The sequence below is a fragment of the Paraburkholderia sp. BL6669N2 genome (assembly GCF_003387275.1).
In the GTDB taxonomy this organism is placed as follows: domain Bacteria; phylum Pseudomonadota; class Gammaproteobacteria; order Burkholderiales; family Burkholderiaceae; genus Paraburkholderia.
On record NZ_QUNA01000001.1, the window covers coordinates 3,102,716 to 3,126,762 of the forward strand.

Consider the following 24,047-nt stretch of genomic DNA (forward strand, 5'->3'; position numbering starts at 1 on the left):
GGCTCCGGTTCATCCGCTTCTCTCCTAGGCGCCGCGAGCCATGGAAACACGCGCTGCGGCGCCACGCCGGCTGATCGTCGCGATCACAGGCGCGACGGGTGCCATCTACGGCATCCGGATACTCGAAACGCTGCGCCGGCTGGGCGGCGTCGAGAGCCATCTGCTGATTTCGAGCGCGGGCTGGCTCAATATCCAGCACGAACTGCAGTTGAGCAAAGAAGGCGTGCATCCGCTCGCGGATGTCGTCCATTCGGTGCGCGACGTGGGCGCGAGCATCGCGTCCGGCTCGTTTGCCACCGACGGCATGGTCGTCGCCCCTTGCTCCATGAAGACGCTCGCCAGCGTCGCGCACGGTTTCTCGGACAACCTGATCACGCGCGCCGCCGACGTCACGCTCAAGGAGCGCCGCCGCCTCGTGCTGCTCGTACGCGAAACACCGTTCAATCTGGCGCATTTGCGCAACATGACGGCCGTCACTGAAATGGGCGGCGTAATCTTCCCGCCTTTGCCTGCCTTCTACAACCAACCCGCTTCCATCGACGAAATGGTCGATCACACCGTGGCGCGCGTGCTGGATCTGTTTGCGCTCGGACCGGCTTTGTCGCCGGCGTGGGCTGGGCTGCGCGGCACGCAGGAATAACGCGTCAGCTCCGCCGGGCGATGTCCGTGCATACGCACGGATTCACAACATCTGCGACACAATCAATTCTGTTTTAGCCCGTTTATCAAATCGCGGTACACCCCTATATTGGTAGCAACCCAATCTTTGCGCCGCGCCCTCGCGGCCGCGTAGCTGCCATGAACCGCTTACCCTCGCTTTTTCTGTCCCACGGCGCGCCCACGCTGCCGATCGACCCGTCGCTGCCGTCCGCCGAATTCGGTACGCTGAGCGCCCAGTTGCCGCGTCCGAAAGCCGTGCTGATGCTGTCGGCCCATTGGGGCACGGCCCAGCCGGTGGCCAGCACGTCCACGGCGCCGGAAACCATTCACGATTTCTACGGCTTTCCGCGTCAGTTGTACGAAATTCAGTATCCGGCCCCGGGTGCGCCCGATGTGGCGCGCCGCGCCGCCGTGTTGCTCGGCGAGAGCGGCATCCTCGCGGGCGCTCAGCCGCACGGACTCGATCACGGTGCGTGGGTCCCGATGCTGCTCATGTTTCCGGAGGCCGATATACCCGTCGCCCAGTTGTCGATCCAGCCGCACATGGACGCGGCGCATCACTTTCGAGTCGGCCGGGCGCTGCGGTCGCTGAAAGACGATGGCGTGATGGTGATCGGCTCCGGCCAGATCACGCACAATCTGCGCGCCGCCGACTTCTCCGCGCGCCCTGAGGACGCCGATCCACGGGTCGCCGAATTTACCGACTGGTTCGAGGAAAAACTCGCCGTGCATGATATCGACGCGCTGCTCGACTATCGCCGGCAAGCGCCACATGCGGTGCTGATGCATCCCACCGAGGAGCATCTGCTGCCGGTATTCGCCGCATTGGGCGCAGCGGACGACGATTATTCGCTGGCTGTCCAGTCGCTTGGAACCTATCAGCGCTCGCTCGCCATGACGAACTACGTATTCGGCACAGCCTGACGCAACGTCATAGGCACCTTGGAAAAGAAAAACCCCCGCCTGAGCAACTCCGGCGAGGGTTTTTTTCCGCAGACTTCAGCGCAACACCTTAATGAGCGCCGATGCCTTCGAGCACTTCGTCATGCTCGCTGCGCTCGTCCAGATATTCCGAGCGATAACCGCTCGCCACGCCCCAGTAGTAGAACGCGAGCGAAAACGCAGTAACCACTAGCATGTCCCAGCCATAAGGGATCAGATCGTGACCGCCGAACTGCTTGCTGCCGATCAGCGACAGGATCGCCATCACCGGCAGATAGGCGACCAGCCACCACGCCGCCTTCAGATCACGGCCCCAGCCGGCAAATCCGGACTTCGCCTGGAAGTAGAAGTACACCGGCAGCGCGACGACCATCAGCAGAATAATTTCGCCCGTCAGCGGCCACTTCGCCCAGTACAGGATCAGCGACGCGCAGACGAACGCGAACGGCGCGATGATCTTCATGCCGGGAATATGCAGCGGACGCTCGAGGTCGGTCGCCGCGCGGCGCAGGGCCATCAGGCTGATCGGGCCGGTCAGGTACGAGATCACGGTCGCGACCGAAATCACCGCCGCGAGCGAACTCCAGCCGCGGAAGAAGAACAGGAAAATGAACGACACCAGCAGGTTGAACCACATTGCCTGACGCGGCACGCCGTAGAACGGGTGCACGTTGCCGAACATCTTCGGCATCGTGTTGTTGCGCTCCATCGCGTAGATCATGCGGCTGGTGGTCGCCATGTAGGTCGTGCCGGTGCCGCTCGGGCTCACGAATGCGTCAACGTACAGCAGGATCGCCAGCCAGTTCAGGTTCAGCGCGATCGCGAGTTCCGCGAACGGCGAAGCGAAGTTGAAGTGGGTCCAGCCCTTCATCACGTCGCTCGGGTTCACCGCGCCGATATACGCGATCTGCAGCAGTACGTAGATCACCAGCGCGAGCAGGATCGAGCCGATCACCGCGAACGGCACGCTCTTCGCCGGATTACGCGCTTCACCTGCGAGATTGATCGGGCTCTGGAAACCGTTGAACGCGAACACGATGCCGCTCGTCGATACCGCCGTCAGCACCGCCGACCAGCCGTACGGCGCGAAGGTGCTCGCTTCGCCGAAGTTTTCCTTGTGAAAGCCCGCGAACATCAAGCCGAGGATCGTCGCGCCGGGAATCAGGAACTTGAAGATTGTGATCGCCGAATTGGCGCGCGCAAACAGTTTCACGCCCCAGTAGTTCAGCATGAAGTAAATGATCACGAGCGCCGCGGACAGTAATAAGCCGTTGGTAGTTAATGATCCATCCACGAATAGCGCATGCGCCCACGGATAGGGCCACGTGCTCATATATTGAATGGACGCTTCAGCCTCGATCGGAATCACCGAGACAATGGCAATCCAGTTGGCCCATGCGCTGATGAACCCCACCAGCGCACCATGCGAGTAGCGCGCATAACGCACCATGCCGCCGGACTCGGGGAACATCGCGCCGAGTTCCGCGTACGTCAATGCGATCGCGAGAATCACGACCGCGCCGATCACCCATGCACAAACGGCAGCGGGGCCGGCAATTTTTGCAGCCTTCCACGCGCCGAAAAGCCAGCCCGATCCGATGATGGAACCTAAGCCCGTCAGCATCAGCGCGAACGGCCCGATGTTCCGTTGTATAGAACTTTTCACGTCTTCTCCTGTGTCGGCCGGAGTGAGCGCTTCAGCACCAACTCCGCTCCATGCAAATTTGCAGCAGAACCATGTCGGCACCGCGTCACATCGCCTTGGAGGCGCTGGAAATGGGCGACAATCATGCGTACGCGACGGCCATTCCAAACCGGGTGCAACCGACGCGAGGCGCGTAGTTTAACGGTTGCACCCAGCCCCCGCATCGAAACTAAGGGTTGTCCCTAGCAAAAAATTCAGACGAATAGCAAGCTTTGTAAGCAACTTTTACGCCAAGCTAGCGAAAGTTCGTAAAGTTGTGGGGAGACTGTTGACCTTCTCTCAAAATCGCCGTATAAAGTCGGGGCAGGATTTCAAGCGGCGAGTGAATTGGTCTTTCGTAGTTCGCCCATCAACGGTACTCCGGTTGGTCCCATTACCCCTTCCTTGATTTTCATGCACTCTCTGGGCTTCGGCCTTATTTACCATCTTTAGGAACAAGTAATATGGAAACCGGTACCGTCAAGTGGTTCAATGACGCAAAGGGCTTTGGCTTCATCACGCCGGACGGCGGTGGCGAAGATCTGTTCGCGCATTTCTCGGAAATCCGCACGGAAGGCTTCAAGACGCTGCAAGAAAACCAAAAGGTTACGTTTGAAGTGAAGACGGGCCCGAAGGGCAAGCAAGCTGCTAACATCAAGCCGGTGTAAGCAACACGCTTCCTTCTGGACGCAAAAAACCCCGCCTCGGCGGGGTTTTTTTATATCCGCCGCTATTGCGAACGGTGATTATCTTCGCAGTATGCGATTGATGATTCTGGTTATCCGAATACACGCCGCGCGTGAATGCCGAGTCCAGTTGCGACACTCGCGAGACGGTCGCCGAATACCGCTTTAGCATCAGGAAATGCCGCCGCCAACGCGCCCGATAGAAATGCCAATCCGGTCGAACCGCCCGTAAAGTAAATCGCATTGACGTCGCGTGTCGCCACGCCGGCCGCCTGCACCGTGTCGCGTGCCGCCTGCACGATGCGCAGCGTTTCGTCCTGGCCGGCCTTGATGAGTTGCGCTTCGTCGAACGCCAGACGCAGGTCGTCTTCCACTTCATCGAGGTCGATCACGGTCTCTCCGCCCGCCGCCACGCCGATCTTCGCCTCTTCCGCGTGAGCGGCCAGCGCATGACCCAGGCGGCGTTCCACGACGCGCATCAGGCGGTCGTGATGCTTGACCTCGGTGAACAGGTGCCGCATTAGCGCGAGTTCGTTGACGCGCTTCGGGGCGTAGACGGTGTTGATCAGATGCCAGGTCGCCAGATCGAAATAAATCCGGTTCGGAATCTCACGGCCTTCCGGGTCGAGCGTCTGATATCCCATTTCCCGCAGGATCGTCGCCAGTTCCACGCGACGGTCGAAATCCGTGCCGGCGACGTGCACGCCGTGGTGGGCCAGCACGTCGTCCTTGCGCTCGACGCGCTTCATCCGCTCCGGCCCGACCCGGACCAACGAAAAGTCCGAGGTGCCGCCGCCGATATCGGCCACTAGCACGAGCCCTTCTTCCGTCAGATGCGATTCATAGTCGAACGCGGCCGCGATCGGCTCATACTGAAAGTGAATTTCCCGCAGGCCGACTGAGCGCGCGGCGGCTTCGAGTTGCTGCTGCGCCATCTGATCGGCACGCGGGTCGTCGTCGACGAAAAACACCGGGCGGCCCAGCACGGCGCGATGAATCGGGCCGCCGGCGCTTTTTTCCGCCGAGCGCTTGAGATGCTCGACGAAAATCGCGATCACGTCCGTGTACTTGATCGCCGAGCCGTCGCCGAGATCGGTGGAGTTCTCGGCGAGCGGCGAGCCGAGAATGCTCTTCATTGAACGCATCAGACGGCCGTCGAAGCCGTCGATATAGGCTGCAAGCGCCGCCCGCCCGAATTCGCGGGTGTTTTCGTCGGTATTGAAAAAGACCGAGGTCGGCAGCGTCGTGTAGGCGCCCTCGACCGGCGCGAGCTTGAGCGCGCCGTCGACAGGAACGGCCACAGCCGAATTGGAAGTACCGAAGTCAATCGCGCAATAGTTCATGGCAGGAATCGCCGCTCACGGCTGGCGCGGACAGAAGGGGGAGCGGCTTTGTAACACGAAAGCCCAATCAGCATCAACTGACGTTTCAGGCACGCTCGCGAGAACGCAAAAACGCAGTTCGACGGAACGAATATTGCTCATTTTGACAGGATATGCCGCCAATTTTCGGAATTGAGGAGACTTCAAGCAATGAGCGCGCCGCCTACTGCCGCTGTCCACGAAAAAAACGCCACGGTCGTCGAAACGGATCTGCCCTCGCGGCTCGACCGTCTGCCGTGGGGCCGGTTTCACTCGCTGATCGTGGCGGCGCTTGGCGTGACGTGGCTACTCGACGGTCTGGAAGTCACGCTGGCGGGCGCGGTCGCAAGTGCGTTGAAGTCTAGTCCATCGTTGCACTTTACCAACGCCGACGTCGGTCTGGCCGGTAGCGCCTACATCGCGGGGGCGGTGCTCGGCGCGCTGGGATTCGGTTGGCTCACCGACCGGCTCGGACGTCGCAAGCTGTTTTTCATCACGCTAGCCCTGTATCTGGCAGCGACGGCGGCAACCGCGCTGTCTTGGAATCTAGCCAGTTTTCTGCTGTTTCGCTTCCTGACCGGCGCCGGGATCGGCGGCGAATACACGGCGATCAATTCGACAATCCAGGAATTCACGCCAGCCCGTGTGCGCGGCTGGACCGATCTGGGCATCAACGGCACGTTCTGGGTCGGCGCGGGCCTCGGCGCGGCCGGCTCGCTAGTGCTGCTCGATCCGCATCTGCTGCCGCCCGACTGGGGCTGGCGCGCCTGTTTCTTCATCGGCGCGGTGCTCGCGCTGGGGATTTTGCCCATGCGCATCTGGGTGCCCGAAAGCCCGCGTTGGCTCCTTACGCACGGCGACGAGCGCGACGCGCGCGCGATTGTCGAAGGCATCGAAACGCGCTTTCGCAACGAAGGCCACGCGCTCTCCGACAACGACCTCACGCGCCTGCGCCTACGCGCTCGCGGACACACGCCGCTGCGCGAGGTATTCCATACGCTCTTTAACGTGCACCGACGGCGCGCGCTGGTCGGTCTGTCGCTGATGACCGCGCAGGCGTTTTGTTACAACGCGATCTTTTTCACCTACGCACTCGTGCTCACCGATTTCTACCACGTGCCGGGCGACGGCATCGGCTGGTATCTAATGCCCTTTGCGCTCGGCAATTTCCTAGGACCGCTGCTGCTCGGGCGGCTCTTCGACGTGATCGGGCGGCGCAAAATGATCACGGCGACTTACGCGATCTCCGGCGTCCTGCTGACGCTGAGCGGCTACCTGTTCGAGCAGCAGATGCTCACCGTCGCGATGCAGACGATCGCGTGGATGGTGATTTTCTTCTTCGCGTCGGCGGCCGCGAGTTCGGCGTATCTGACCGTCAGCGAATCGTTTCCGCTGGAAATTCGCGCGCTGGCCATTGCGGTTTTCTACGCGTTCGGCACGGCGCTCGGCGGCATCGCCGGGCCGGCGTTTTTTGGCCGGCTGATCGACACGCATCAGCGCAGCGAAGTGTTTTCCGGCTATCTGGTCGGGGCGGGTCTGATGCTGGCGGCGGCGGTGATCGCGGCAATCTGGGGCGTGGACGCGGAGCGCAAGTCGCTGGAGAGCGTGGCGACGCCGCTGTCGAGTGTCGCGGACGACACCGAATGAAAAACGCGCGGTCAGCGCCGCGCGTTCGTTTTACTCAATACATAAGCCGAAAAACCGCTCAGAACGCCTTCTTCCAGCCGCCGCCATAAGCGATTTCCGCCAGCGGCAGACGCTGACGCACCGACTTCTCGCGCTCGCGCAAAACCGGATCCAGTTTGTCCACGTCGCCGTAATGACCGAGCGAAATCATCGCGATCACTTCGACGTCGTTCGGCAGCTTGAATGCGGCGCGGAACGCGTTTGGGTCGAAACCGCTCATCTGGTGCGCGGCGAGGCCGAGCGCATGTGCCTGCAAGACCAGCGCCATCGCCGCGGCGCCCGCATCGTACGGTGCGCAGCGATTCACCTCGCCCTTGTTGGTCAGTGTGTGCGTAGTCACCGCGATCAGCACCGGCGCGGGCGCATTCCAGCCCTGGTTGAACGGCACCAGCGTGGCGAAGGCCTGCTTGAACGAGACTTCATCGACGCTGCGGTCGAATACGAGAAAACGCCACGGCTGCGCGTTATACGAAGACGGCGCCCAGCGTGCCGCTTCGAGCACGGAGTGCAGATGCTCGCGGCTCACCGGCTCGCTCGAATACGCGCGCGGGCTCCAGCGGCCTGCAATCAGCTCGTGAATGGCAATTGCGGTAGGGGCGGGTTTGTTGGTCATGCGCTTCTCTCGGTCGAAATTCATGATCGACGGGCAACTGCCCGGGGGTCACATAGCATAACCGGGCTTCGGCACGCGTGCGCCAACAAGCGAGCAGTTTGTTTAGCGCCGGCTGCAATAGCAAAACAGCCCCTTGCGGGGGCCGTCGTTGTCGCGATGCCCGAACAGCCGCGCGCGGTTTCAAACCGGTGCATTTGCCGGCATCGTGCAAGTCGATTGCGTGCGGCTCTACGCGACCTGCGGTTGCGGCACTTTGGCGGGCCGGTTGATCCGCAACACGATCACCGCCGCCACGAGGCACAAGCCGCCGGAAATCATCGACGCCACCGTGTACGTACCGAGGCTCGCGCGCAGCATACCCGCGCCGAGCGCCGCGAACGCCGCGCCGAGTTGATGCCCGGCAACGACCCAGCCGAACACCACGGGCGCCGATTCCTTGCCGTAGACGTCGGTGGCCAGACGCACGGTCGGCGGCACGGTCGCGATCCAGTCGAGGCCGTAGAACACGGCGAACAGCGGCAACCCGAAGAAGTCGATGCCGAACGCGTGCGGCAGATACATCAAGGACAACCCGCGCAGACCGTAGTACCAGAACAGCAGCACGCGGCTATTGAAGCGGTCGGACAACCAGCCCGAGAGGGTCGTGCCGAACAGATCGAAGATGCCCATCGCGGCAAGCAGGGAAGCGCCCTGCACTTCCGTCATGCCGTAGTCGCCGCACATCGCGATCAGATGCGTACCGACATAGCCGTTGGTGCTCGCGCCGCAGATAAAGAAGCTAAAGAACAGCAACCAGAAGTCGCGCGTCTTGCTGGCCATGGCGAGTGTGCCGAAGGCGATCGCCAGCGGATTCTGTTTGGTGACGGTGCTGTTGATGGGCGAATCGTGCGGTTCGCCATACGGGCGCAGCTTCATGTCGGCCGGGCGCTCGGGCAACAGAAATGCAACCAGCGGAATCACGACCGCGGCCGCAATCGCGACGACCCACACCACTTGCCGCCAGCCATGGTGTTCGGCGATGGCGGCGAGCATCGGCAGGAACACGAGTTGGCCGGTCGCCGAACTTGCCGTGAGAATGCCCATGACGAGGCCGCGTCGCGTGGTGAACCAGCGCGTCACCACCGTTGCGGAGAGCGACAGCGCCGCGACACCCGTCGAGCCGCCGACCATCACGCCCCAGATCAGGACCATTTGCCACGGGTGCGTCATCAGCGACGACAGCGCGACGCCCGCCGCCATCGTCCCCAGCGCGGCCAGCAGCGTGGGACGCACACCGAAACGTTGCATCGCAGCCGCCGCGAACGGTCCCATCAGACCGTACAGCGCGATGTTCACGGAGATCGCGAGAGAAATCGTTGCGCGGCTCCAGCCGAATTGATGCTCGAGCGGCAGCATCATCACGCTCGGCGTGGCGCGCGTGCCGGCCGCCGCCAGCAGCACCAGAAAAACCACTGCGACGGTCAACCAGCCGTAGTGGAAACGTCCGCCAATCAGTCTTGCTGCCCAGTTCATCGGTTCTCCAATCGACACCTGCTCCGCAGGCGACGCCGCTTAGATTGTTACGTGTTCGGTAAAGGACTTGTGACAGATCAGTCACAATAGGTGTTGCGATCTTAGTTACTGCTCGGTAACATGTCAAGGCGTTAATTGAGTTCAGGTGGTCACCATGTCGGACAGTCAAACCCCAAAGCCGGCCGTTGCGCGCCGCACGCGCGGCGCGCAGACCGCCGGCCCGCAGGCACAGCAGCACTTGCTGCGTGCTGCGGACGAGTTGTTCTATCGCGAGGGCGTGCGAGCCGTCGGCGTGGACGCGGTGGTCGAGCGCGCCGGCGTGAACAAGATGAGCTTGTACCGGCAATTTTCGTCGAAAGACGAACTGGTCATGGCCTACTTGGAGCGCAAGGACGAGCAGTTCTTCAGCTATGTGGAGCGAAGCTTCGCCAAGCATCCGGGCGAACCGGCAAGGCAGCTACAACAATATTTCGACGACCTCGCGGTGCGCGCGTCTGTCGACGATTATCGCGGCTGTCCTTTCGTGAACGTGTCGGTGGAGTTTCCGGAGGCGACGCATCCGGCGCGGCAATTCGTGTTTCGCAACAAGGCGCGCTTAATGGCGCGGCTCACGGAACTGACCACGGCGGCCGGCGCCGATGATCCGGTAGCGCTCGCCAACGCGCTGGGTTTGATGATCGAAGGCGTGTATGCGGCCAGCCAGACCTACGGGCCCGGATGCGGGCCCATTCTGGCCGCGCCGAAAGTCGCCGCACAGTTGATCGCCGCCGCGTGCGGCAGCGGCAGAGGCAGCAACTGCAGCGGCAGCTAACCGAATTTTCTGCTTTGACGTTCTGTTTGAGCGAGGCGCGGATCGACGTCGGTCCGCCCGTTAAAATGGCGCTTTATCTCCCGCGCCGCCTGCCATGTCGTTGTCCGCCGAATCCCACGATGCCGTTGTTGCCGCTACTCGTCACTGGCTGAGCGAGGCTGTGATCGGCCTCAATCTTTGCCCGTTCGCGAAGGCAGTCCATGTGAAGGGACAGATTCGCTATGCCGTCAGCGATGCCGTGGACATGGAAGGCGTGCTGACCGATCTGGAAACCGAGCTTCAGACGCTCGTCGCCGCCGACCCTGACGCCGTGGATACGACGCTGTTAATCGTGCCGCAAGCGCTCAGCGATTTTCTCGACTACAACGATTGCCTGTTTTTCGCCGACCGCATGCTCAAGCAGCTTCGGCTCGAAGGCGTCGTTCAGATCGCGAGTTTCCATCCGTTTTATCAGTTCGAAGGCAGCGAGCCCGACGATATCGAGAACTACACGAATCGTGCGCCGTATCCGATTTTGCATTTGCTGCGCGAGGACAGCATCGAACGCGCGGTTCAGGCTTTTCCCGACGCTGAAGAGATTTACGAGCGGAATCAGGAAACGCTCCGACGAATCGGGCTGGCGGGCTGGAATGCGTTGATGAAGCGTTGATGAAGCGCTAATACGCGCAACGGTCCGCAAAAGCGACCGTGCACTGCCGCCCCATCAGTCTCAAACGAAAAACCGTTCCTTCAGCTCCTCGATCCCGAGGGTTTCCATCACCTCGTTCAGGCGCTCGGCCGGCCGACGCCTCGGCAAATCCTTGTACTGGGCGATGATGAGTTCGTTCTTCATGGAATGCTCCCAACCGACCAGCTCGGTCACGCTGACCTGATAGCCGTGCGCTTCAAGTTGCAAACACCGCAGCACGTTCGTGATCTGGCTCCCGAACTCCCGCGTGTGCAACGGATGCCGCCAGATTTCCGTGAGGGCGTTGCCGAGCGATTTGCCCTTGTTCTGCCGCAAAACCCCCGCCACCTCGGCCTGACAGCACGGCACGACCACGATGTACTTCGCCTTCTTTTCGAGCGCGAAGCGCAGCGCGTCGTCGGTTGCGGTGTTGCAGGCGTGCAGCGCGGTCACGATGTCGATCCGGGCCGGCAAGCGGTCCGACGTGATCGAGTCCGCCACCGACAGATTCAGAAACGACATGCCGGTAAATCCCAGCCGTTGCGCCAGTTCCTCCGACTTCGCGACAAGCTCCTCGCGCGTCTCAATACCATATATGTGTGACGCACCGCTCCCATCGCCCTGAAATTCCTTGAAGAAAAGGTCGTACAGGATAAAACCTAGATAGGACTTGCCCGCGCCGTGGTCGACGAGGGTCACGGCGCCTTGCTCGTTCTTGAGGTCTTTGAGCAGCGGCTCGATGAACTGGAACAGGTGATAGACCTGTTTCAGCTTGCGGCGGCTGTCCTGGTTCATCTTGCCGTCGCGCGTGAGGATATGCAGCTCCTTCAGCAATTCGACGGATTGGTTGGGGCGGATTTCGTGCGTTTTGGTGGACATCGAGGGAAATCGCCAATAATTGCAGCGTGAACGTGCGACAGGCGACGGAAAAAGGGAAAAGTTGCTGCCAGTTTACCCAAAGTGCGGCTTGCTGACCGAAGGAGCCGCCAAACCATGCCAGAAAGAGCACAAACCTGGAACACTTCCTGCACGAAAAGCGCCGCGTGGAAGGTTTCGGAAAGGTACAAAAGCAGCTTGCGTAACGGCCAGGCACGATGGTGCCGGCTGTGCCGCCTATAACAACGGGCTGCGGCCGTGGCTTTCACCACGCGAACCGAATGCATGTGGGGAGGACGGTCCCGGAACACGGGCCGAACGTTACGTAACCAGCAGCGCGCCGAGACTTCAAGCGGACGCGTGCTCGGAAAATAGAAGAGGCGGCAATGGATACGGTACCCAACGGAAACGTCGAACAGAAATTTCAGGAAATGCTGGCGAAACTGATCGCCACCCCGGCGTGGTCCGAGAAGCAGCAACTCGAACTGGAAATGGCGCGCGACATCTCGACGGAGATGCTCCGTCTGGCCGAAGTCATGCGCGACGGCAGCGTGGACATGGAAACCTGTCTGACCATGCTCAAGTACGCCAAAGTGCTCGACTTCGTCATGACTACGCTGGCTTCGCGGCGCGATATCAAGCCGCAAACGCTGCGGGTGATCTTCAAGCTCGCCGGGTTGAAGGTGGACGAGGCGTACCCCGGCTAGGACATAGTTCGACGATGCTGCGACCCGCGCGGGCGGCAAGGTGCCGTTCGCGCGGGTCGCTCGTTCTGTAGCTCCCCAAAAGACAGCAGCTCACGCGCGCGGTGCTTCGACCGGCGGCGTGCCGTCGTGAAAGAGCGTCTTGAGTTGCGAGCGCAATTCCGGCGAATCCGTATGTTTGTGCACCGTGACCGCGTGCTGCACGGCGGCGTCGAGCAATTCGCTCTCGCTGTCGGCAGACAGGGCGACGGTGCAGTTCGTTTCGCTCGGAAACTCGCGGCAATCGATGTATTTGCGGGACATGGCAGTCTCCTTGATTCAGATGACGTTCAGACATCCACGCAGGCAGCAGACGCGCGGACCAGATCGCCGGCCGTAACACGGCAGCTCCGATCGCGCGGATAGCGCCGGGTGGCGGGGAAAGTGGCGAGTTGGTCTGACGCGAGAAAGACGCGTGCGGCGTCCGATGGAAGGTGTCTGAAAAGTATAGGTCGCGCCGCTCGATAACAAAGGCACCGAAGCAAACCGGCCGGATGCAGGACCGCCTGAACCCATCCTATTTCGGCCTGCCGATCCGCTCGCGCGTTTGCCCTGCGCTGTCCACGGTGTGAAAATAGCGGCCTTCGCGCCGCCGGATCATCCGGACCGTCGGCGCGCCGCCACTTCCGCTCTTCCGCAGGCCCGCATGCCATCCTCATTCCATTCCGCCCGCGTCGCCGTGATCGGCGGCGGCCCCGCCGGCTTGATGGCCGCCGAGGCGCTCTCGCAGCAAGGTGTGCAGGTCGACGTCCATGACGCCATGCCGTCGGTCGGCCGCAAATTTCTGATGGCGGGCAAAGGCGGCATGAACATCACGCATTCGGAGCCGCTCGAGCCGTTTCTCGGCCGCTACGGCGCGCGCCGCGAGCAGCTCGCGCCGCTCGTGCGGGCCTTCGATCCCGACGCTTTGCGCGCGTGGCTGCACGAGTTGGGCGTGGAGACATTCGTCGGCAGTTCGGGGCGCGTTTTCCCGGCCGACATGAAAGCCGCGCCGATGCTGCGGGCGTGGCTGCATCGACTGCGCGAGGCGGGCGTGCGCTTTCACATGCGCCACAAATGGTGCGGCTGGGACGCCCAAGCCGCCGACGCCGCCACGCATACGCTCCGTTTCGCCACGCCGGACGGCGAGCATGCCGTCACCTTCGACGCCGTAGTGTTTGCGCTCGGCGGCGCAAGCTGGCCACGTCTCGGCTCGGACGCCGCGTGGGTCCCGCTGATCGCCTCGCGCGATGTGCCCGTCACGCCCCTGCTGCCAGCGAACTGCGGCTTCGACGCCGACTGGAGCCCCTATCTGCGCGAGCGTTTCGCGGGTCAACCGGTCAAGCCTGTGGCCATCACGCTCACCGATGTAGACAATAAAGTCCACAATCGACAAGGTGAAATACTTTTGACCGAAACGGGCCTCGAAGGCAGTTTGATCTATGCCTTGTCGGCCCAGATTCGGGAGCGGATTCTGGCTGACGGCGACGTCACGATCATGCTCGATCTGGCGCCAGGCCTGGCTTTGGAGCGAGTCGTCGCCGAAGTCACGCGGCCGCGCGGCTCACGTTCGATGTCAAGCCACTTGCACGGCCGGATCGGGATTGGTGGGGTAAAACTGGCTCTGTTGCATGAGATTCTGTCGAAAGAAGCTTTCGCGGACGCCAACGGTCTCGCGCACGCGATCAAGGCGCTGCCGGTGCGGCTCACGCGCGCCCGTCCGATCGCGGAAGCAATCAGCACCGCCGGCGGCATTCCCTTCGAGGCGCTCAACGAACATCTGATGATCGAGCGACTGCCCGGCGTCTTCTGCGCGGGCGAAATGCTCGACTGGGAAGCGCCGACGGGCGGCTACCTGCTCACCGCCTGCTTTGCCAGCGGCCTCGCGGCAGGGCGCGGGGCGGCGGCGTACGTTGGCCGCGCATCGACCTGACGCGCCGCATTGCCGCTCTCGTTGTTGAGCGAGCCGCAATGCGTCTCAGCGCTTAGCGCGCTTTCAGACGCCACAGCGACGTCACTTCGGCCATGCGCGCCGTGTGCAGCGCATCGGTTTCATCGGTCGACTTGGGGTGTCGCGGACGAATGTCCTCTCGACCCACCACACTCAAACCCGCCTTGTCGATGGCCGCCAGCAACCAGTCGCGCGTGCGCAAACCGAGATGCTCGGCGAAATCCGACATGATCAGCCAGCCTTCCCCACCCGGCGACAGATGCTCCGCCAGCCCGTTAAGGAAGCCGAGCAGCATGCGGCTTTCCGGATCGTAGATCGCGTACTCGATCGGCGAAGCGGGCCTTGCCGGCACCCACGGCGGATTGCACACCACGAGCGGCGCGCGTCCTTCCGGAAACAGATCGGCCTGCACGACGTCGACCTGCTGGTCGTAACCGAGACGCGTGAGGTTTTCGCGCGCGCAAGCGAGCGCACGCGGATCCTGATCGGTAGCGATGATTTTCTTTACGCCGCGTTTGGCGAGCAGTGCCGACAACACGCCCGTGCCCGTGCCGATATCGAACGCCTTGTTCAGCGAAGGCAGCGGCGTGCGCGCGACGAGATCCACATATTCGCCGCGCACCGGCGAGAACACGCCGTAATGCGGATGAATCCGGTCGCCCAGCGCGGGAATCTCGACGCCCTTCTTGCGCCACTCGTGCGCGCCGATCATGCCGAGCAGTTCACGCAGCGACACGACGGACGGTTCGTCGTTCGACGGTCCGTAGGTTTCGACGCAGGCTTGCTGGACATCGGGCGCGCGGCGCAGCGGAATGGTGTACGTGGCGTCGAGCGGAATCAGGATCATGCCGAGCGTACGCGCGCGCTGCGACTGCGCTTGGCGATGCAAATTGAATGCGTCGAGCGGCGTTTCGCCCTGCTTGCGCGGCTTGCGCTCCAGTCGGCGCGTTACCGCTTGCAGCAGCTGGCGAGCATTCTGAAAGTCGCCGTTCCACAGGAGCGCCGTCCCTTCGCACGCGAGTCGGTACGCGGAATCGGCGGTGGTACGGTCGTCCGCAACGATGACGCGCTTGGGCGGCGGCACGGCTGCTTCGGAGCGCCAACGCGCGGTGCGGGGGCCGTCGGCTTCGGGCCAGGTGATGGTTGCAGGGCTGGTCATGGTGAGGTGGGATCGGTGTTGCGGGAGCGACGCACTGAGGAGGCGCGTCATCGGGGGCGGTGCCCGCCGGAGTACTTGGAAGCGTTGCCGACTGACGCCCGAATAGTACCTCTGTCGTCCGGGTCCGCGGTGCGCTATTCGCCGGCTGGACGGGTAACGCGCGTTATCTGCCGGCCTTGGCCGACAAATCGTAGACTTTTCAGTCCACAATCGACAAGGTGAAAGAGATATGGTGATTTTGGACCGATTTGCGCCTCACCGATATTTCATGAAACCCGTCCTTTTGCAGGCGGAAGCGCCGCGCAGCGGCTCGGACACCGTGACTTTCGTCGATAAGCGCGCACCAAGAAAAAACGGGGTTTCTGATTGAACAGAAACCCCGTTTAGTACAACTGGTGCCGGCTGCAGGACTCGAACCCGCCACCTCATGATTACAAGTCAAGCGCTCTACCTGATGAGCTAAGCCGGCATGAGGCCGTGATTCTACTTCATTTTACGATCTTGAGGCGAGCCCTTCCGCCGCCTTTTGAGCCATCGTCGTCAGGCTGCGGTCCGGCCGTCTCGCTATCCGCTTTGGCGGTGGCGGCACCCGTAGCGGGTGCCGTTTCGACCGCTCGCGGCGCGGGGGCTTCGGTGTCGTCCGCCACTTCCGCGTCCGCGCCCGAATCCTGCGCTTCGCCGCCTGCCGACTCGACCGGGAATGCCATGCCCTGGCCGTTCTCGCGCGCATAGATCGCAAGAATATTGGCGATCGGCACCTCGATCTTGTGCGACTTGCCGGAGAAACGCGCGCTGAACTCGATCCACTCGTTGCCCATCTGCAGCTGGCTGGTCGCCTCGAAGCTGATGTTCAACACGATTTCGTTGTCGCGCACGAACTGACGCGGCACGCGCGTCTGATTGTCGACCCGGACCGCGATGTGCGGCGTATAGCCGTTATCCGTGCACCACTCGTAGAGTGCGCGCAGCAGGTAGGGCTTGGTGGAAATCTCTTGCATCTACAGTCCTCTAACGAACGCGGGCCCGCGCCCACTCAACCGCGCGGCGCCCTCGTCCAAAAGCCAAGCTCAACGACGCATCACCTTTTCCGAAGGCGTCAGCGCTTCGATATAGGCCGGGCGGCTGAAAATGCGCTCGGCGTACTTCATGAGCGGTGCGGCGTTCTTCGACAGTTCGATGCCGTAATGATCCAGACGCCACAGCAACGGCGCGATCGCGACGTCGAGCATCGAGAACTCTTCGCCGAGCATGTACTTGTTCTTCAGGAAGATCGGCGCGAGTTGCGTCAGACGATCGCGGATCGCGAGACGGGCTTTCTCGTGATTTTTCTCCGCCGCCTTGCCCTTTTCGTTTTCGAGCGTGCCGACGTGCACGAACAGCTCTTTCTCGAAGTTCAGCAGGAACAGGCGGGCACGCGCGCGCTGAACCGGATCGGCCGGCATCAGTTGCGGGTGCGGGAAGCGCTCGTCGATATACTCGTTGATGATGTTCGATTCGTACAGAATCAGGTCCCGTTCGACGAGAATCGGCACCTGACCATACGGATTCATCACGGCGATGTCTTCCGGCTTGTTAAACAGGTCGACGTCGCGGATCTCGAAGTCCATGCCCTTTTCGAACAACACCAGCCGGCAGCGCTGGGAGAACGGGCAAGTTGTGCCGGAATACAGAACCATCATGTTTACGTTTCCTCAAAAAGCTGAAAGGCCAGCGCGCGGAAAAACCGTCCAACAGGTTTTTCCTGGCGCCGGCCCCACGCCGGGTGACGGCGTGATTATTTGATATGTTTCCAGTACGCGGCGTTCAATCGCCAGGCGAAAAAGCTCAGGATACCGAGGAACAACAGCACCCACACGCCAAGCTGTTTGCGGGTTTTCTGGGTCGGTTCGGACATCCATGACAGGTACGACACGAGGTCGGCCACAGCAGAATCATAATCTACCGGCGACATCGTCCCCGGAGTGACCTGCTGGAAGCCGACAAATTTGTGTACCGTCTCGCCAGTTTTTTCGTCGGTTTCATCCCCGAACTTCGCGGTACGTTCGCCCTGAAGCTGCCACAGCACGTGAGGCATGCTCACGTTTTCATACACCAGATTGTTCCAGCCGGTCGGCCGCGTATTGTCGCGATAAAAAGTGCGCAAATACGTGTACAGCCAGTCCTTGCCGCGCGCCCGCGCTTCCACCGACAAATCCGGCGGACTCGCGCCGAACCACGCTTGCGCGTCGGCCGGCCGCATCGCCACGGTCATCGTGTTGCCGACTTTATCCGTGGTGAACAACAGGTTCGCCTGAATTTCGTTCGGCGTAATGCCGATGTCGGTGAGGCGGTTGTAGCGCATCAGGTTCGCGCTGTGGCAATTCAGGCAGTAGTTTACAAACAATCGCGCGCCGTGCTGCAAGGACGCGAAATTTTCCGCGTTATCCGGCGCGCGGTCGAGAGGGAAATTCTCGTCCGCGTAAGCCGGGGCGGCCAGCACCGCGAGCAGTGTCGCGCCGATCAGCGCGCACTTCGTAAGCAGTTTTTTCATTCGTGTTCTCCTGGCTCGCGATTAGTGAGGCTTGAACCGCACCCGCTCGGGCGGCTGCTTGAACGTGCCAAGCCGCGTCCAGAACGGCATACCGAGGAAAAACGCGAAGTAGATCAGCGCACAGACCTGCGCGATCAACGTGGCGACCGGCGACGGCGGCTTGGTGCCGAGGAAAGCCAGCGTCAGGAACACGAGCACGAAGATCCCGTAGAACACCTTGTGAAAAAACGGCCGGTAGCGAATCGACTTGACCGGCGAGCGGTCGAGCCAAGGCAGGAAGAACAGCGACACCACCGCGCCGCCCATCACCACCACACCCCAGAACTTCGACTCGGTCAACGCCATGGCCAGGATCACCAGCACTGCGAGCACCGGCAGGCCGAGTTTCCACTTGCCGCGAGCGCGCACCAACGCGAGCAGGCCGAGCAACCCGATTACCACCATCAGCACGATCTTGAACGGATCGGTCGTGGCGCGCAGCATCGCGTAGAAGGCCGTGAAGTACCACACCGGAGCGATTTCAGGCGGTGTTTGCAGCGGGTTGGCCGGCACGAAGTTGTTCGCTTCGAGGAAGTAGCCGCCCATCTCCGGCGCGAAGAAAATGATCGCCGCGAAGATGATCAGGAACACCGTGACACCCATGAAATCGTGCACCGAGTAATACGGGTGGAACGGAATGCCGTCGAGCGGAATGCCGTCCGGGTCCTTCTTCGCCTTGATTTCGATGCCGTCCGGGTTGTTCGATCCCACTTCGTGCAGCGCGACCAGATGGGCGACCACCAGACCGATCAGCACCAGCGGAATCGCGATCACGTGAAACGCGAAGAAGCGGTTCAACGTGACGTCCGAGACCACGTAGTCGCCGCGAATCCACAGCGACAGATCCGGCCCGATGAACGGAATCGCCGAGAACAGGTTGACGATCACCTGCGCGCCCCAGAAGGACATCTGGCCCCACGGCAGCAGATAGCCGAAAAACGCCTCCGCCATCAGGCAAAGGAAAATTGCGCAGCCGAAAATCCACACCAGTTCGCGCGGCTTGCGGTACGAGCCGTACATCAACCCGCGGAACATATGCAGGTAGACAACGACGAAAAACATCGACGCGCCCGTGGAGTGCATATAGCGAATCAACCAGCCCCACGGCACCTCGCGCATGATGTACTCGACCGACGCGAACGCGAGCGTTGCGTCGGGCTTGTAGTTCATGGTGAGGAAGATGCCGGTGACGATCTGGTTGACCAGCACCAGCAGGGCAAGCGAACCGAAGAAGTACCAGAAGTTGAAGTTCTTCGGCGCGTAGTACTCGGAAACGTGCTTCTTCCAGGTGGAAGTCAGCGGAAAGCGCCGGTCGATCCAGCCGACCAGCCCGGTCGTCTCTACTTCGTGTTCGATCGCCATTACGCGTCTCCTTTCTCGTCCTTGCCGATCACGAGGCCGGTGGCCGAGGTGAACATGTAAGGCGGAATGTCGAGGTTCTGCGGCGCAGGTTTGTTCTTGAAGACGCGGCCGGCCATGTCATAGGTCGAGCCGTGGCAAGGACACAGGAAGCCGCCTGGCCAGTCGTCTGGAAGATTGGGCTGCGCGCCCTCCTGGAAGCGCGGCGTTGGCGTACAGCCCAGATGGGTGCACACGGCGACGGCGACGAACAGGTTTTTGTGGTCGGTGCGTGAACGGAACTCGTTGTTGCAGTACTCCGGCAACGGCATCGAAAAAGGATTCTTGGTGTGGGGATCCGCTACTTCGTTATCGGCTTTCTGGACATCGGCGAGCATACGGTCGGTGCGGTTGATGATCCACACGGGCTTACCACGCCAGGCAACGGTCTTCATGTCGCCAGGCTTGAGATCACTGATATCGACCTCGACCGGGGCACCTGCTGCCTTGGCCTTTTCAGATGGTGCAAACGAACTAACAAAGGGTACGACAGTGGCAACGCCTCCTATGCCACCTGCTACGGTCGTCGCTATCAGCCAGGTACGGCGGCTGCCGTCGACGCGTTCATCTTCCTTGTCTCGCATCACACGCCCCACTTCTGAGTTGGATTTTTCCTTCACGTCTCTTCTACCGCCGCTAGTTTGCGCGAATGGAGTCGCCATTTACAAGGCCCGATTGCCAAAAACCGTGCGAAGCCTTTGATAAATCAGGGTTACTCCGTACGGATCGCAAACTTTTTCGCACCTCCTTTTAAGTGCCCTCTGCGTTATTCGTGCCTTTTTCTTCCCTAATGCGTTTTACGTAACTCGGCGATTCAAACCGGATTAGGGATATCGATAAAGAGATGCTCGATATCGAACTGCTCGGACAGATGCTTGCCCACCGCCTGCACGCCGAAGCGCTCGGTGGCATGGTGGCCCGCCGCGAGAAACGCGACGCCGCTTTCCGCCGACGTGTGCATCACCGATTCCGACACTTCGCCGGTCAGATAAACGTCGGCGCCCGCGTTGATGGCCGCGTCGAACATGCCTTGCGCGGCGCCCGTGCACCAGCCCACGCGGCGCAGTTCGCGGTCCGCGTCGCCGAATACGAGCGGTGTGCGGCCGAGCGTCTGCTCCACTTGCGCGGTGAAGTGCGCGAGCGTGATCGGCATGGGAAACGTGGCGAGCCAGCCGAGGTCGTTCTCGCCGAAGCGCGCGTCGCTGATCCAGCCCATCTTCTGGCCGATCTGCGCGTTGTTGCCGAACTCGGGATGGTCGTCGAGCGGCAGGTGATAGGCGAACAGGTTCAGGTCGTTGGCGATCAGCAGCTTGAGCCGCGCGTGTTTACGGCCGGTGATCTGCGGCGCTTCGTTGCGCCAGAAGTAGCCGTGATGAACCAGCACGGCGTCCGCGCCCCAATCGAGCGCGGCCTCCAGAAAGGCCGCCGAGGCGGTCACGCCGGTCGCGAGCTTATTGATCTTGCGACGCCCTTCGACCTGCAATCCATTAGGGCAATAGTCCTTGAAGCGCGCGGTTTCAAGGAGATTGTTCAAGTACAATTCAAGTTCGATCCGATCCATATAAACCTCTAGTCTTCAGATGCTTAGACGCTTTTGGCTGTTCTTTGCCCAAGCGGTGACCGTGCTGTTGGCGCTCATGTTCATCATTGCGACCCTCAAACCGCAGTGGCTCCAGCGTCAAGGGCAATTCGGCAAGCAACTCGCCGAACCGATCGTCGCGCTGCGGGAAGTAGCGCCAGGCATCGGCAGCGGCCCAGCTCAGGCGTCGTACGCGGACGCCGCGCAAAAGGCCATGCCCGCGGTCGTCAATGTGTTTTCCAGCAAGGATGGCTCACTGCCGCCCGACCCGCGCGCGAAAGATCCGCTGTTCCGCTACTTCTTCGGCGACAAGAACCGCAAGCAGCAGGAACAACCCGCATCCAATCTGGGCTCCGGCGTGATAGTGAGTTCGGAAGGTTACATTCTAACGAACCAGCACGTCGTGGACGGCGCCGATCAGATCGAAATCGCGCTGGCCGACGGCCGCACCACGAATGCGAAGGTGATCGGCGTCGATCCGGAAACGGATCTGGCCGTGCTCAAGGTCAACATGACCAACCTGCCCACCATCACGCTCGGCCGCATGGACCAGACGCGCGTGGGCGACGTGGTGCTCGCCATCGGCAATCCGTTCGGCGTCGGCCAGACGGTGACCATGGGCATTGTCAGCGCACTTGGGCGCAATCACCTCGGCATCAACACGTTCGAAAACTTCATTCAGACCGACGCGGCGATCAATCCGGGCAACTCGGGCGGCGCGCTCGTCGACGTGAACGGCAATCTGCTCGGCATCAACACCGCGATCTATTCCCGCTCGGGCGGCTCGCTCGGCATTGGCTTTGCGATTCCCGTCTCGACGGCGAGGAGCGTGCTCGAGAGCATCATCACCACGGGTTCGGTGACGCGCGGCTGGATCGGCGTCGAACCGCAGGATGTCACGCCGGAGATCGCCGAATCGTTCGGGCTGGAGCAAAAGTCGGGCGCAATTGTCGCTGGCGTGCTGAAGAACGGCCCCGCTGACCGTGCGGGCATCAAGCCAGGCGACATTCTCATGAGCGTGAACGGTCAGGAAATTACCGACACCACGCGTCTTCTGAACGTGATCGCGCAGATCAAGCCGGGCACCGCCGCGAAGGTGCATCTCGTGCGCAAGAGCCATGAGATGGATCTGGAGGTCACCATCGGCAAACGCCCGCCTCCGCCGAAGCAACCGGCCGAGGACAATGGCGGTGGCAGCGGCGATCAGGACGACGACGGCGGCTGACCATAGCGAAAGGCAAAGCGAATCCAACGTCCCGCAATAAGCAAGCACAAGCCATGCGCCACGTGCCAAACAAAAAGGGCAGTCCACTACGGACTGCCCTTTTTGCTTGCGTGCGTTCGCCGAAGCGCTACACCATCATTCCGACGCGCTCGCGTCTTCGATCACCACCGGCTGCTTGCCGACGATCAACCGCGCCGCGATGATCCCCGCCTCGTACAGCACGATCAGCGGAATCGCCAGAATCAGTTGCGAGAACACGTCCGGCGGCGTGACCACGGCCGAAATCACGAACGCGCCGACGATCACATACGGTCGAATCTCCTTGAGCTTCTTGAGCGTCACCACGTTCATGCGCACCAGTAGCACCACGACGATCGGCACTTCGAACGTCACGCCGAACGCAATGAACATGGTCAGCACGAAGCTCAGGTAATTGTCGATGTCCGTGGTCATCTCCGCGCCCAGCGGCGCGTTGTAGTGCGCCATCACGCGGAAAATGGTCGGGAACACCACGAAGTACGCGAACGCCATGCCGCACAGGAACAGCGTGTAGCTGCTGCCCACCAGCGGCCCGACCAGTTTCTTCTCGTGCTGATAAAGACCTGGCGCGACGAAGGCCCAGATCTGATAGAGCACGATAGGCAAAGCGATCACGAAGGCTACCAGCATGGTCACCTTCATCGGCACGAAGAACGAGCCGGTGACGTCGGTGACGATCATCTTGCCGTCCTTCGGCAAGTTCTGCATCAAAGGCCGCGCCAGCAACCGGAAGATATCCGGCGCCCAGTACACGAGTCCGACGAACACCACGACGACGGCAAGGCCGGCGCGAATGATGCGGTCGCGCAATTCAACGAGGTGGGAAATGAAGGTCTCTTCAGTGCCTTCGTCCTGGGTTTGCTGGGGGTCGCTCACGCCGGCCCTCGGTTAGAGATTGTCGTTCTGAACATCAGAAGAACCGCGTCGGACGACGCATGCTGGTCGGCGTATGCCTCGCCACGCGCGCCGCACCCGACTGCACACGCGTGCGGCGCGTGGTCGCGCGCTTGTACCAGGTGGGCATGGCCGTCTGCTTGACGCGCCAGTTCTTGCGTTTGGCCGCCGCAGCGGGCGTGCTGCCCGACCACGACGTATTGCCGGCATCTTCGAGCGCGCCACCGGCAATGCTCGGCGACACCGACGAGCCGCTGTTCCACGCGTCGTTCATTTCGGACTCGTGCTTGCGCAGGTTGTCCTGAACGGAGGTCTGGACGTTGGTCGCGGCGGCCTCGAACTCGCTTTTCATCCGACGCAATTCGTCGAGTTCGATTTCGCGCGTGACTTCGGCCTTCACGTCGTTGATATACCGCTGCGCGCGGCCGAACAACGCGCCGGCCGTACGGGCGACGCGTGGCAGGCGCTCAGGCCCGAGTACGACCAGCGCGACGACGCCGATCAGCGCCATCTTGGTTAGACCGAGGTCCAGCATGAAGTGGAATGTCCGTCAGTAACGCGGGTAAGCCGCGGCTTAGCGGTAATCGCCGGAACGCGGCGTCTTTTCCTTTGCTTCCACGTCCACGGCGCCGTTGCGCGGCAGTTCGCGCTGCTGCGCTTCGGCTGCCGGCGTCTCGCCTTCCTTGATGCCTTCCTTGAAGCCCTTCACCGCGCCACCCAGATCGGTGCCGATATTGCGCAGCTTCTTCGTGCCGAACACGAGCGCTACGATCAACAACACGATCAGCCAATGCCAAATACTCAACGAACCCATGACTACTCTCCTTAACCCCGATACCGCACCGGATGCGGCGAAACTCGGGCGCCTTGCGGCATGAATCGAAGCGCGTACGCTTCATCTATACGTTACCGCGACCTTTTCGGCTGCAACCCGCGACACGGAATGTCATTGTGACCAGACGATCGCGTCGGCGTCGTTACAATGCGGCAAAAACAACGGCCGCGCTATTGTC

The 24,047-nt window shown here is 61.6% G+C and carries 25 protein-coding genes and 1 tRNA gene; 9 read left to right on the forward strand and 17 right to left on the reverse strand.

Annotated elements, in window-relative coordinates; all coding sequences use genetic code 11:
• The first annotated feature begins 40 nt into the window (after positions 1-40).
• Both B0G80_RS14030 and B0G80_RS14035 read left to right on the forward strand, forming a co-directional pair.
• The gene (locus B0G80_RS14030) at positions 41-640 is read left to right on the forward strand and encodes a UbiX family flavin prenyltransferase (RefSeq protein ID WP_116118389.1); all 600 of its coding nucleotides are present in this window, start codon (positions 41-43) and stop codon (positions 638-640) included.
• 158 nt (positions 641-798) lie between these two features.
• Entirely contained in the window at positions 799-1,584 is a 786-nt protein-coding gene (locus tag B0G80_RS14035) for a class III extradiol ring-cleavage dioxygenase (protein ID WP_116118390.1), read from the forward strand.
• Positions 1,585-1,672: 88 nt separating this feature from the next.
• On the opposite strand, the gene B0G80_RS14040 is transcribed toward B0G80_RS14035, so the two are convergent.
• Entirely contained in the window at positions 1,673-3,268 is a 1,596-nt protein-coding gene (locus B0G80_RS14040) for an APC family permease (protein ID WP_116118391.1), read from the reverse strand.
• Between the two features lie 482 nt (positions 3,269-3,750).
• Between B0G80_RS14040 and B0G80_RS14045 the strand changes: the two genes are divergently transcribed.
• Positions 3,751-3,954 (forward strand): cold-shock protein, encoded by a 204-nt coding sequence (locus B0G80_RS14045; RefSeq protein ID WP_007180251.1) that lies wholly within the window; start codon positions 3,751-3,753, stop codon positions 3,952-3,954.
• A gap of 110 nt (positions 3,955-4,064) precedes the next feature.
• Here the strand turns inward: B0G80_RS14045 and B0G80_RS14050 are convergent, their stop codons facing one another.
• The gene (locus B0G80_RS14050; protein WP_116118392.1) at positions 4,065-5,315 is read right to left on the reverse strand and encodes an Hsp70 family protein; all 1,251 of its coding nucleotides are present in this window, start codon (positions 5,313-5,315) and stop codon (positions 4,065-4,067) included.
• A 189-nt stretch (positions 5,316-5,504) separates the two neighbouring features.
• Between B0G80_RS14050 and B0G80_RS14055 the strand changes: the two genes are divergently transcribed.
• Positions 5,505-6,980 (forward strand): MFS transporter, encoded by a 1,476-nt coding sequence (locus tag B0G80_RS14055; protein WP_116118393.1) that lies wholly within the window; start codon positions 5,505-5,507, stop codon positions 6,978-6,980.
• A gap of 58 nt (positions 6,981-7,038) precedes the next feature.
• On the opposite strand, the gene B0G80_RS14060 is transcribed toward B0G80_RS14055, so the two are convergent.
• Positions 7,039-7,632: a nitroreductase family protein gene (locus B0G80_RS14060; protein WP_181196649.1), complete on the reverse strand. Its 594-nt coding sequence runs from the start codon at positions 7,630-7,632 to the stop codon at positions 7,039-7,041.
• 228 nt (positions 7,633-7,860) lie between these two features.
• On the reverse strand, positions 7,861-9,144 hold the full coding sequence (locus tag B0G80_RS14065) for an MFS transporter (protein ID WP_116118394.1): 1,284 nt from the start codon (positions 9,142-9,144) through the stop codon (positions 7,861-7,863).
• 154 nt (positions 9,145-9,298) lie between these two features.
• Here B0G80_RS14065 and B0G80_RS14070 point away from each other — a divergent pair, with 154 nt between their 5' ends.
• Together B0G80_RS14070 and B0G80_RS14075 are read left to right on the forward strand one after the other, a co-directional pair.
• Positions 9,299-9,955, forward strand: coding sequence for a TetR/AcrR family transcriptional regulator (locus tag B0G80_RS14070; RefSeq protein WP_116119653.1), 657 nt, complete (start codon positions 9,299-9,301; stop codon positions 9,953-9,955).
• Positions 9,956-10,049: 94 nt separating this feature from the next.
• The gene (locus B0G80_RS14075) at positions 10,050-10,604 is read left to right on the forward strand and encodes a DUF1415 domain-containing protein (RefSeq protein WP_116118395.1); all 555 of its coding nucleotides are present in this window, start codon (positions 10,050-10,052) and stop codon (positions 10,602-10,604) included.
• A gap of 60 nt (positions 10,605-10,664) precedes the next feature.
• Here B0G80_RS14075 and B0G80_RS14080 read toward each other — a convergent pair whose 3' ends face one another.
• Entirely contained in the window at positions 10,665-11,501 is an 837-nt protein-coding gene (locus B0G80_RS14080; protein WP_116118396.1) for an SAM-dependent methyltransferase, read from the reverse strand.
• A 383-nt stretch (positions 11,502-11,884) separates the two neighbouring features.
• Here B0G80_RS14080 and B0G80_RS14085 point away from each other — a divergent pair, with 383 nt between their 5' ends.
• Complete coding sequence (locus B0G80_RS14085; RefSeq protein WP_012434486.1) at positions 11,885-12,205, forward strand: hypothetical protein; 321 nt, start codon at positions 11,885-11,887, stop codon at positions 12,203-12,205.
• 90 nt (positions 12,206-12,295) lie between these two features.
• Here B0G80_RS14085 and B0G80_RS14090 read toward each other — a convergent pair whose 3' ends face one another.
• A complete protein-coding gene (locus B0G80_RS14090) occupies positions 12,296-12,505 on the reverse strand; it encodes a DUF1059 domain-containing protein (RefSeq protein WP_106284210.1) in 210 nt (69 codons plus the stop codon).
• A gap of 382 nt (positions 12,506-12,887) precedes the next feature.
• Here B0G80_RS14090 and B0G80_RS14095 point away from each other — a divergent pair, with 382 nt between their 5' ends.
• Positions 12,888-14,153, forward strand: a complete 1,266-nt coding sequence (locus B0G80_RS14095) for a TIGR03862 family flavoprotein (protein ID WP_116119654.1) — start codon at positions 12,888-12,890, stop codon at positions 14,151-14,153.
• Between the two features lie 52 nt (positions 14,154-14,205).
• Here B0G80_RS14095 and B0G80_RS14100 read toward each other — a convergent pair whose 3' ends face one another.
• The 8 genes from B0G80_RS14100 to B0G80_RS14135 form a co-directional block, all read right to left on the reverse strand.
• On the reverse strand, positions 14,206-15,330 hold the full coding sequence (locus B0G80_RS14100; protein WP_116118397.1) for a class I SAM-dependent methyltransferase: 1,125 nt from the start codon (positions 15,328-15,330) through the stop codon (positions 14,206-14,208).
• Between the two features lie 393 nt (positions 15,331-15,723).
• Positions 15,724-15,799: transfer RNA gene (locus B0G80_RS14105), tRNA-Thr, on the reverse strand.
• A gap of 19 nt (positions 15,800-15,818) precedes the next feature.
• The gene (locus B0G80_RS14110) at positions 15,819-16,328 is read right to left on the reverse strand and encodes a ClpXP protease specificity-enhancing factor (RefSeq protein ID WP_116118398.1); all 510 of its coding nucleotides are present in this window, start codon (positions 16,326-16,328) and stop codon (positions 15,819-15,821) included.
• 69 nt (positions 16,329-16,397) lie between these two features.
• Positions 16,398-17,009: a glutathione S-transferase N-terminal domain-containing protein gene (locus B0G80_RS14115; RefSeq protein WP_006052302.1), complete on the reverse strand. Its 612-nt coding sequence runs from the start codon at positions 17,007-17,009 to the stop codon at positions 16,398-16,400.
• 95 nt (positions 17,010-17,104) lie between these two features.
• Positions 17,105-17,860, reverse strand: a complete 756-nt coding sequence (locus B0G80_RS14120; protein ID WP_116118399.1) for a cytochrome c1 — start codon at positions 17,858-17,860, stop codon at positions 17,105-17,107.
• A gap of 21 nt (positions 17,861-17,881) precedes the next feature.
• Positions 17,882-19,261 (reverse strand): cytochrome bc complex cytochrome b subunit, encoded by a 1,380-nt coding sequence (locus tag B0G80_RS14125; protein ID WP_116118400.1) that lies wholly within the window; start codon positions 19,259-19,261, stop codon positions 17,882-17,884.
• The gene (petA, locus tag B0G80_RS14130) at positions 19,261-19,881 is read right to left on the reverse strand and encodes a ubiquinol-cytochrome c reductase iron-sulfur subunit (protein ID WP_106284205.1); all 621 of its coding nucleotides are present in this window, start codon (positions 19,879-19,881) and stop codon (positions 19,261-19,263) included. The genes B0G80_RS14125 and petA overlap by 1 nt, the downstream gene beginning before the upstream one ends.
• Before the next feature lie 230 nt (positions 19,882-20,111).
• Positions 20,112-20,858 (reverse strand): Nif3-like dinuclear metal center hexameric protein, encoded by a 747-nt coding sequence (locus B0G80_RS14135; RefSeq protein WP_106284204.1) that lies wholly within the window; start codon positions 20,856-20,858, stop codon positions 20,112-20,114.
• Between the two features lie 19 nt (positions 20,859-20,877).
• On the opposite strand from B0G80_RS14135, the gene B0G80_RS14140 reads away from it, so the two are divergent.
• Positions 20,878-22,101: a Do family serine endopeptidase gene (locus B0G80_RS14140; RefSeq protein ID WP_106284203.1), complete on the forward strand. Its 1,224-nt coding sequence runs from the start codon at positions 20,878-20,880 to the stop codon at positions 22,099-22,101.
• A gap of 135 nt (positions 22,102-22,236) precedes the next feature.
• Here B0G80_RS14140 and tatC read toward each other — a convergent pair whose 3' ends face one another.
• From tatC to tatA, 3 genes are read right to left on the reverse strand one after another with little or no spacing between them, the layout of a single operon-like run.
• The gene (tatC, locus tag B0G80_RS14145; protein ID WP_106284202.1) at positions 22,237-23,016 is read right to left on the reverse strand and encodes a twin-arginine translocase subunit TatC; all 780 of its coding nucleotides are present in this window, start codon (positions 23,014-23,016) and stop codon (positions 22,237-22,239) included.
• Between the two features lie 34 nt (positions 23,017-23,050).
• Positions 23,051-23,569, reverse strand: coding sequence for a Sec-independent protein translocase protein TatB (gene tatB, locus B0G80_RS14150; RefSeq protein WP_116118401.1), 519 nt, complete (start codon positions 23,567-23,569; stop codon positions 23,051-23,053).
• 39 nt (positions 23,570-23,608) lie between these two features.
• Positions 23,609-23,848, reverse strand: a complete 240-nt coding sequence (gene tatA / locus B0G80_RS14155) for a Sec-independent protein translocase subunit TatA (RefSeq protein ID WP_106284200.1) — start codon at positions 23,846-23,848, stop codon at positions 23,609-23,611.
• Positions 23,849-24,047 lie beyond the last annotated feature (199 nt).

Coding starts and splice junctions, on each gene's coding strand:
- B0G80_RS14030 (WP_116118389.1), top strand. CDS start 41: ATGGAAACACGCGCTGCGGCGCCACGCCGGCTGATCGTCGCGATCACA.
- B0G80_RS14035 (WP_116118390.1), top strand. CDS start 799: ATGAACCGCTTACCCTCGCTTTTTCTGTCCCACGGCGCGCCCACGCTG.
- B0G80_RS14045 (WP_007180251.1), top strand. CDS start 3,751: ATGGAAACCGGTACCGTCAAGTGGTTCAATGACGCAAAGGGCTTTGGC.
- B0G80_RS14050 (WP_116118392.1), bottom strand. CDS start 5,315: ATGAACTATTGCGCGATTGACTTCGGTACTTCCAATTCGGCTGTGGCC.
- B0G80_RS14055 (WP_116118393.1), top strand. CDS start 5,505: ATGAGCGCGCCGCCTACTGCCGCTGTCCACGAAAAAAACGCCACGGTC.
- B0G80_RS14060 (WP_181196649.1), bottom strand. CDS start 7,632: ATGACCAACAAACCCGCCCCTACCGCAATTGCCATTCACGAGCTGATT.
- B0G80_RS14065 (WP_116118394.1), bottom strand. CDS start 9,144: ATGAACTGGGCAGCAAGACTGATTGGCGGACGTTTCCACTACGGCTGG.
- B0G80_RS14070 (WP_116119653.1), top strand. CDS start 9,299: ATGTCGGACAGTCAAACCCCAAAGCCGGCCGTTGCGCGCCGCACGCGC.
- B0G80_RS14075 (WP_116118395.1), top strand. CDS start 10,050: ATGTCGTTGTCCGCCGAATCCCACGATGCCGTTGTTGCCGCTACTCGT.
- B0G80_RS14080 (WP_116118396.1), bottom strand. CDS start 11,501: ATGTCCACCAAAACGCACGAAATCCGCCCCAACCAATCCGTCGAATTG.
- B0G80_RS14085 (WP_012434486.1), top strand. CDS start 11,885: ATGGATACGGTACCCAACGGAAACGTCGAACAGAAATTTCAGGAAATG.
- B0G80_RS14090 (WP_106284210.1), bottom strand. CDS start 12,505: ATGTCCCGCAAATACATCGATTGCCGCGAGTTTCCGAGCGAAACGAAC.
- B0G80_RS14095 (WP_116119654.1), top strand. CDS start 12,888: ATGCCATCCTCATTCCATTCCGCCCGCGTCGCCGTGATCGGCGGCGGC.
- B0G80_RS14100 (WP_116118397.1), bottom strand. CDS start 15,330: ATGACCAGCCCTGCAACCATCACCTGGCCCGAAGCCGACGGCCCCCGC.
- B0G80_RS14110 (WP_116118398.1), bottom strand. CDS start 16,328: ATGCAAGAGATTTCCACCAAGCCCTACCTGCTGCGCGCACTCTACGAG.
- B0G80_RS14115 (WP_006052302.1), bottom strand. CDS start 17,009: ATGATGGTTCTGTATTCCGGCACAACTTGCCCGTTCTCCCAGCGCTGC.
- B0G80_RS14120 (WP_116118399.1), bottom strand. CDS start 17,860: ATGAAAAAACTGCTTACGAAGTGCGCGCTGATCGGCGCGACACTGCTC.
- B0G80_RS14125 (WP_116118400.1), bottom strand. CDS start 19,261: ATGGCGATCGAACACGAAGTAGAGACGACCGGGCTGGTCGGCTGGATC.
- petA (WP_106284205.1), bottom strand. CDS start 19,881: ATGCGAGACAAGGAAGATGAACGCGTCGACGGCAGCCGCCGTACCTGG.
- B0G80_RS14135 (WP_106284204.1), bottom strand. CDS start 20,858: ATGGATCGGATCGAACTTGAATTGTACTTGAACAATCTCCTTGAAACC.
- B0G80_RS14140 (WP_106284203.1), top strand. CDS start 20,878: ATGCTTAGACGCTTTTGGCTGTTCTTTGCCCAAGCGGTGACCGTGCTG.
- tatB (WP_116118401.1), bottom strand. CDS start 23,569: ATGCTGGACCTCGGTCTAACCAAGATGGCGCTGATCGGCGTCGTCGCG.
- tatA (WP_106284200.1), bottom strand. CDS start 23,848: ATGGGTTCGTTGAGTATTTGGCATTGGCTGATCGTGTTGTTGATCGTA.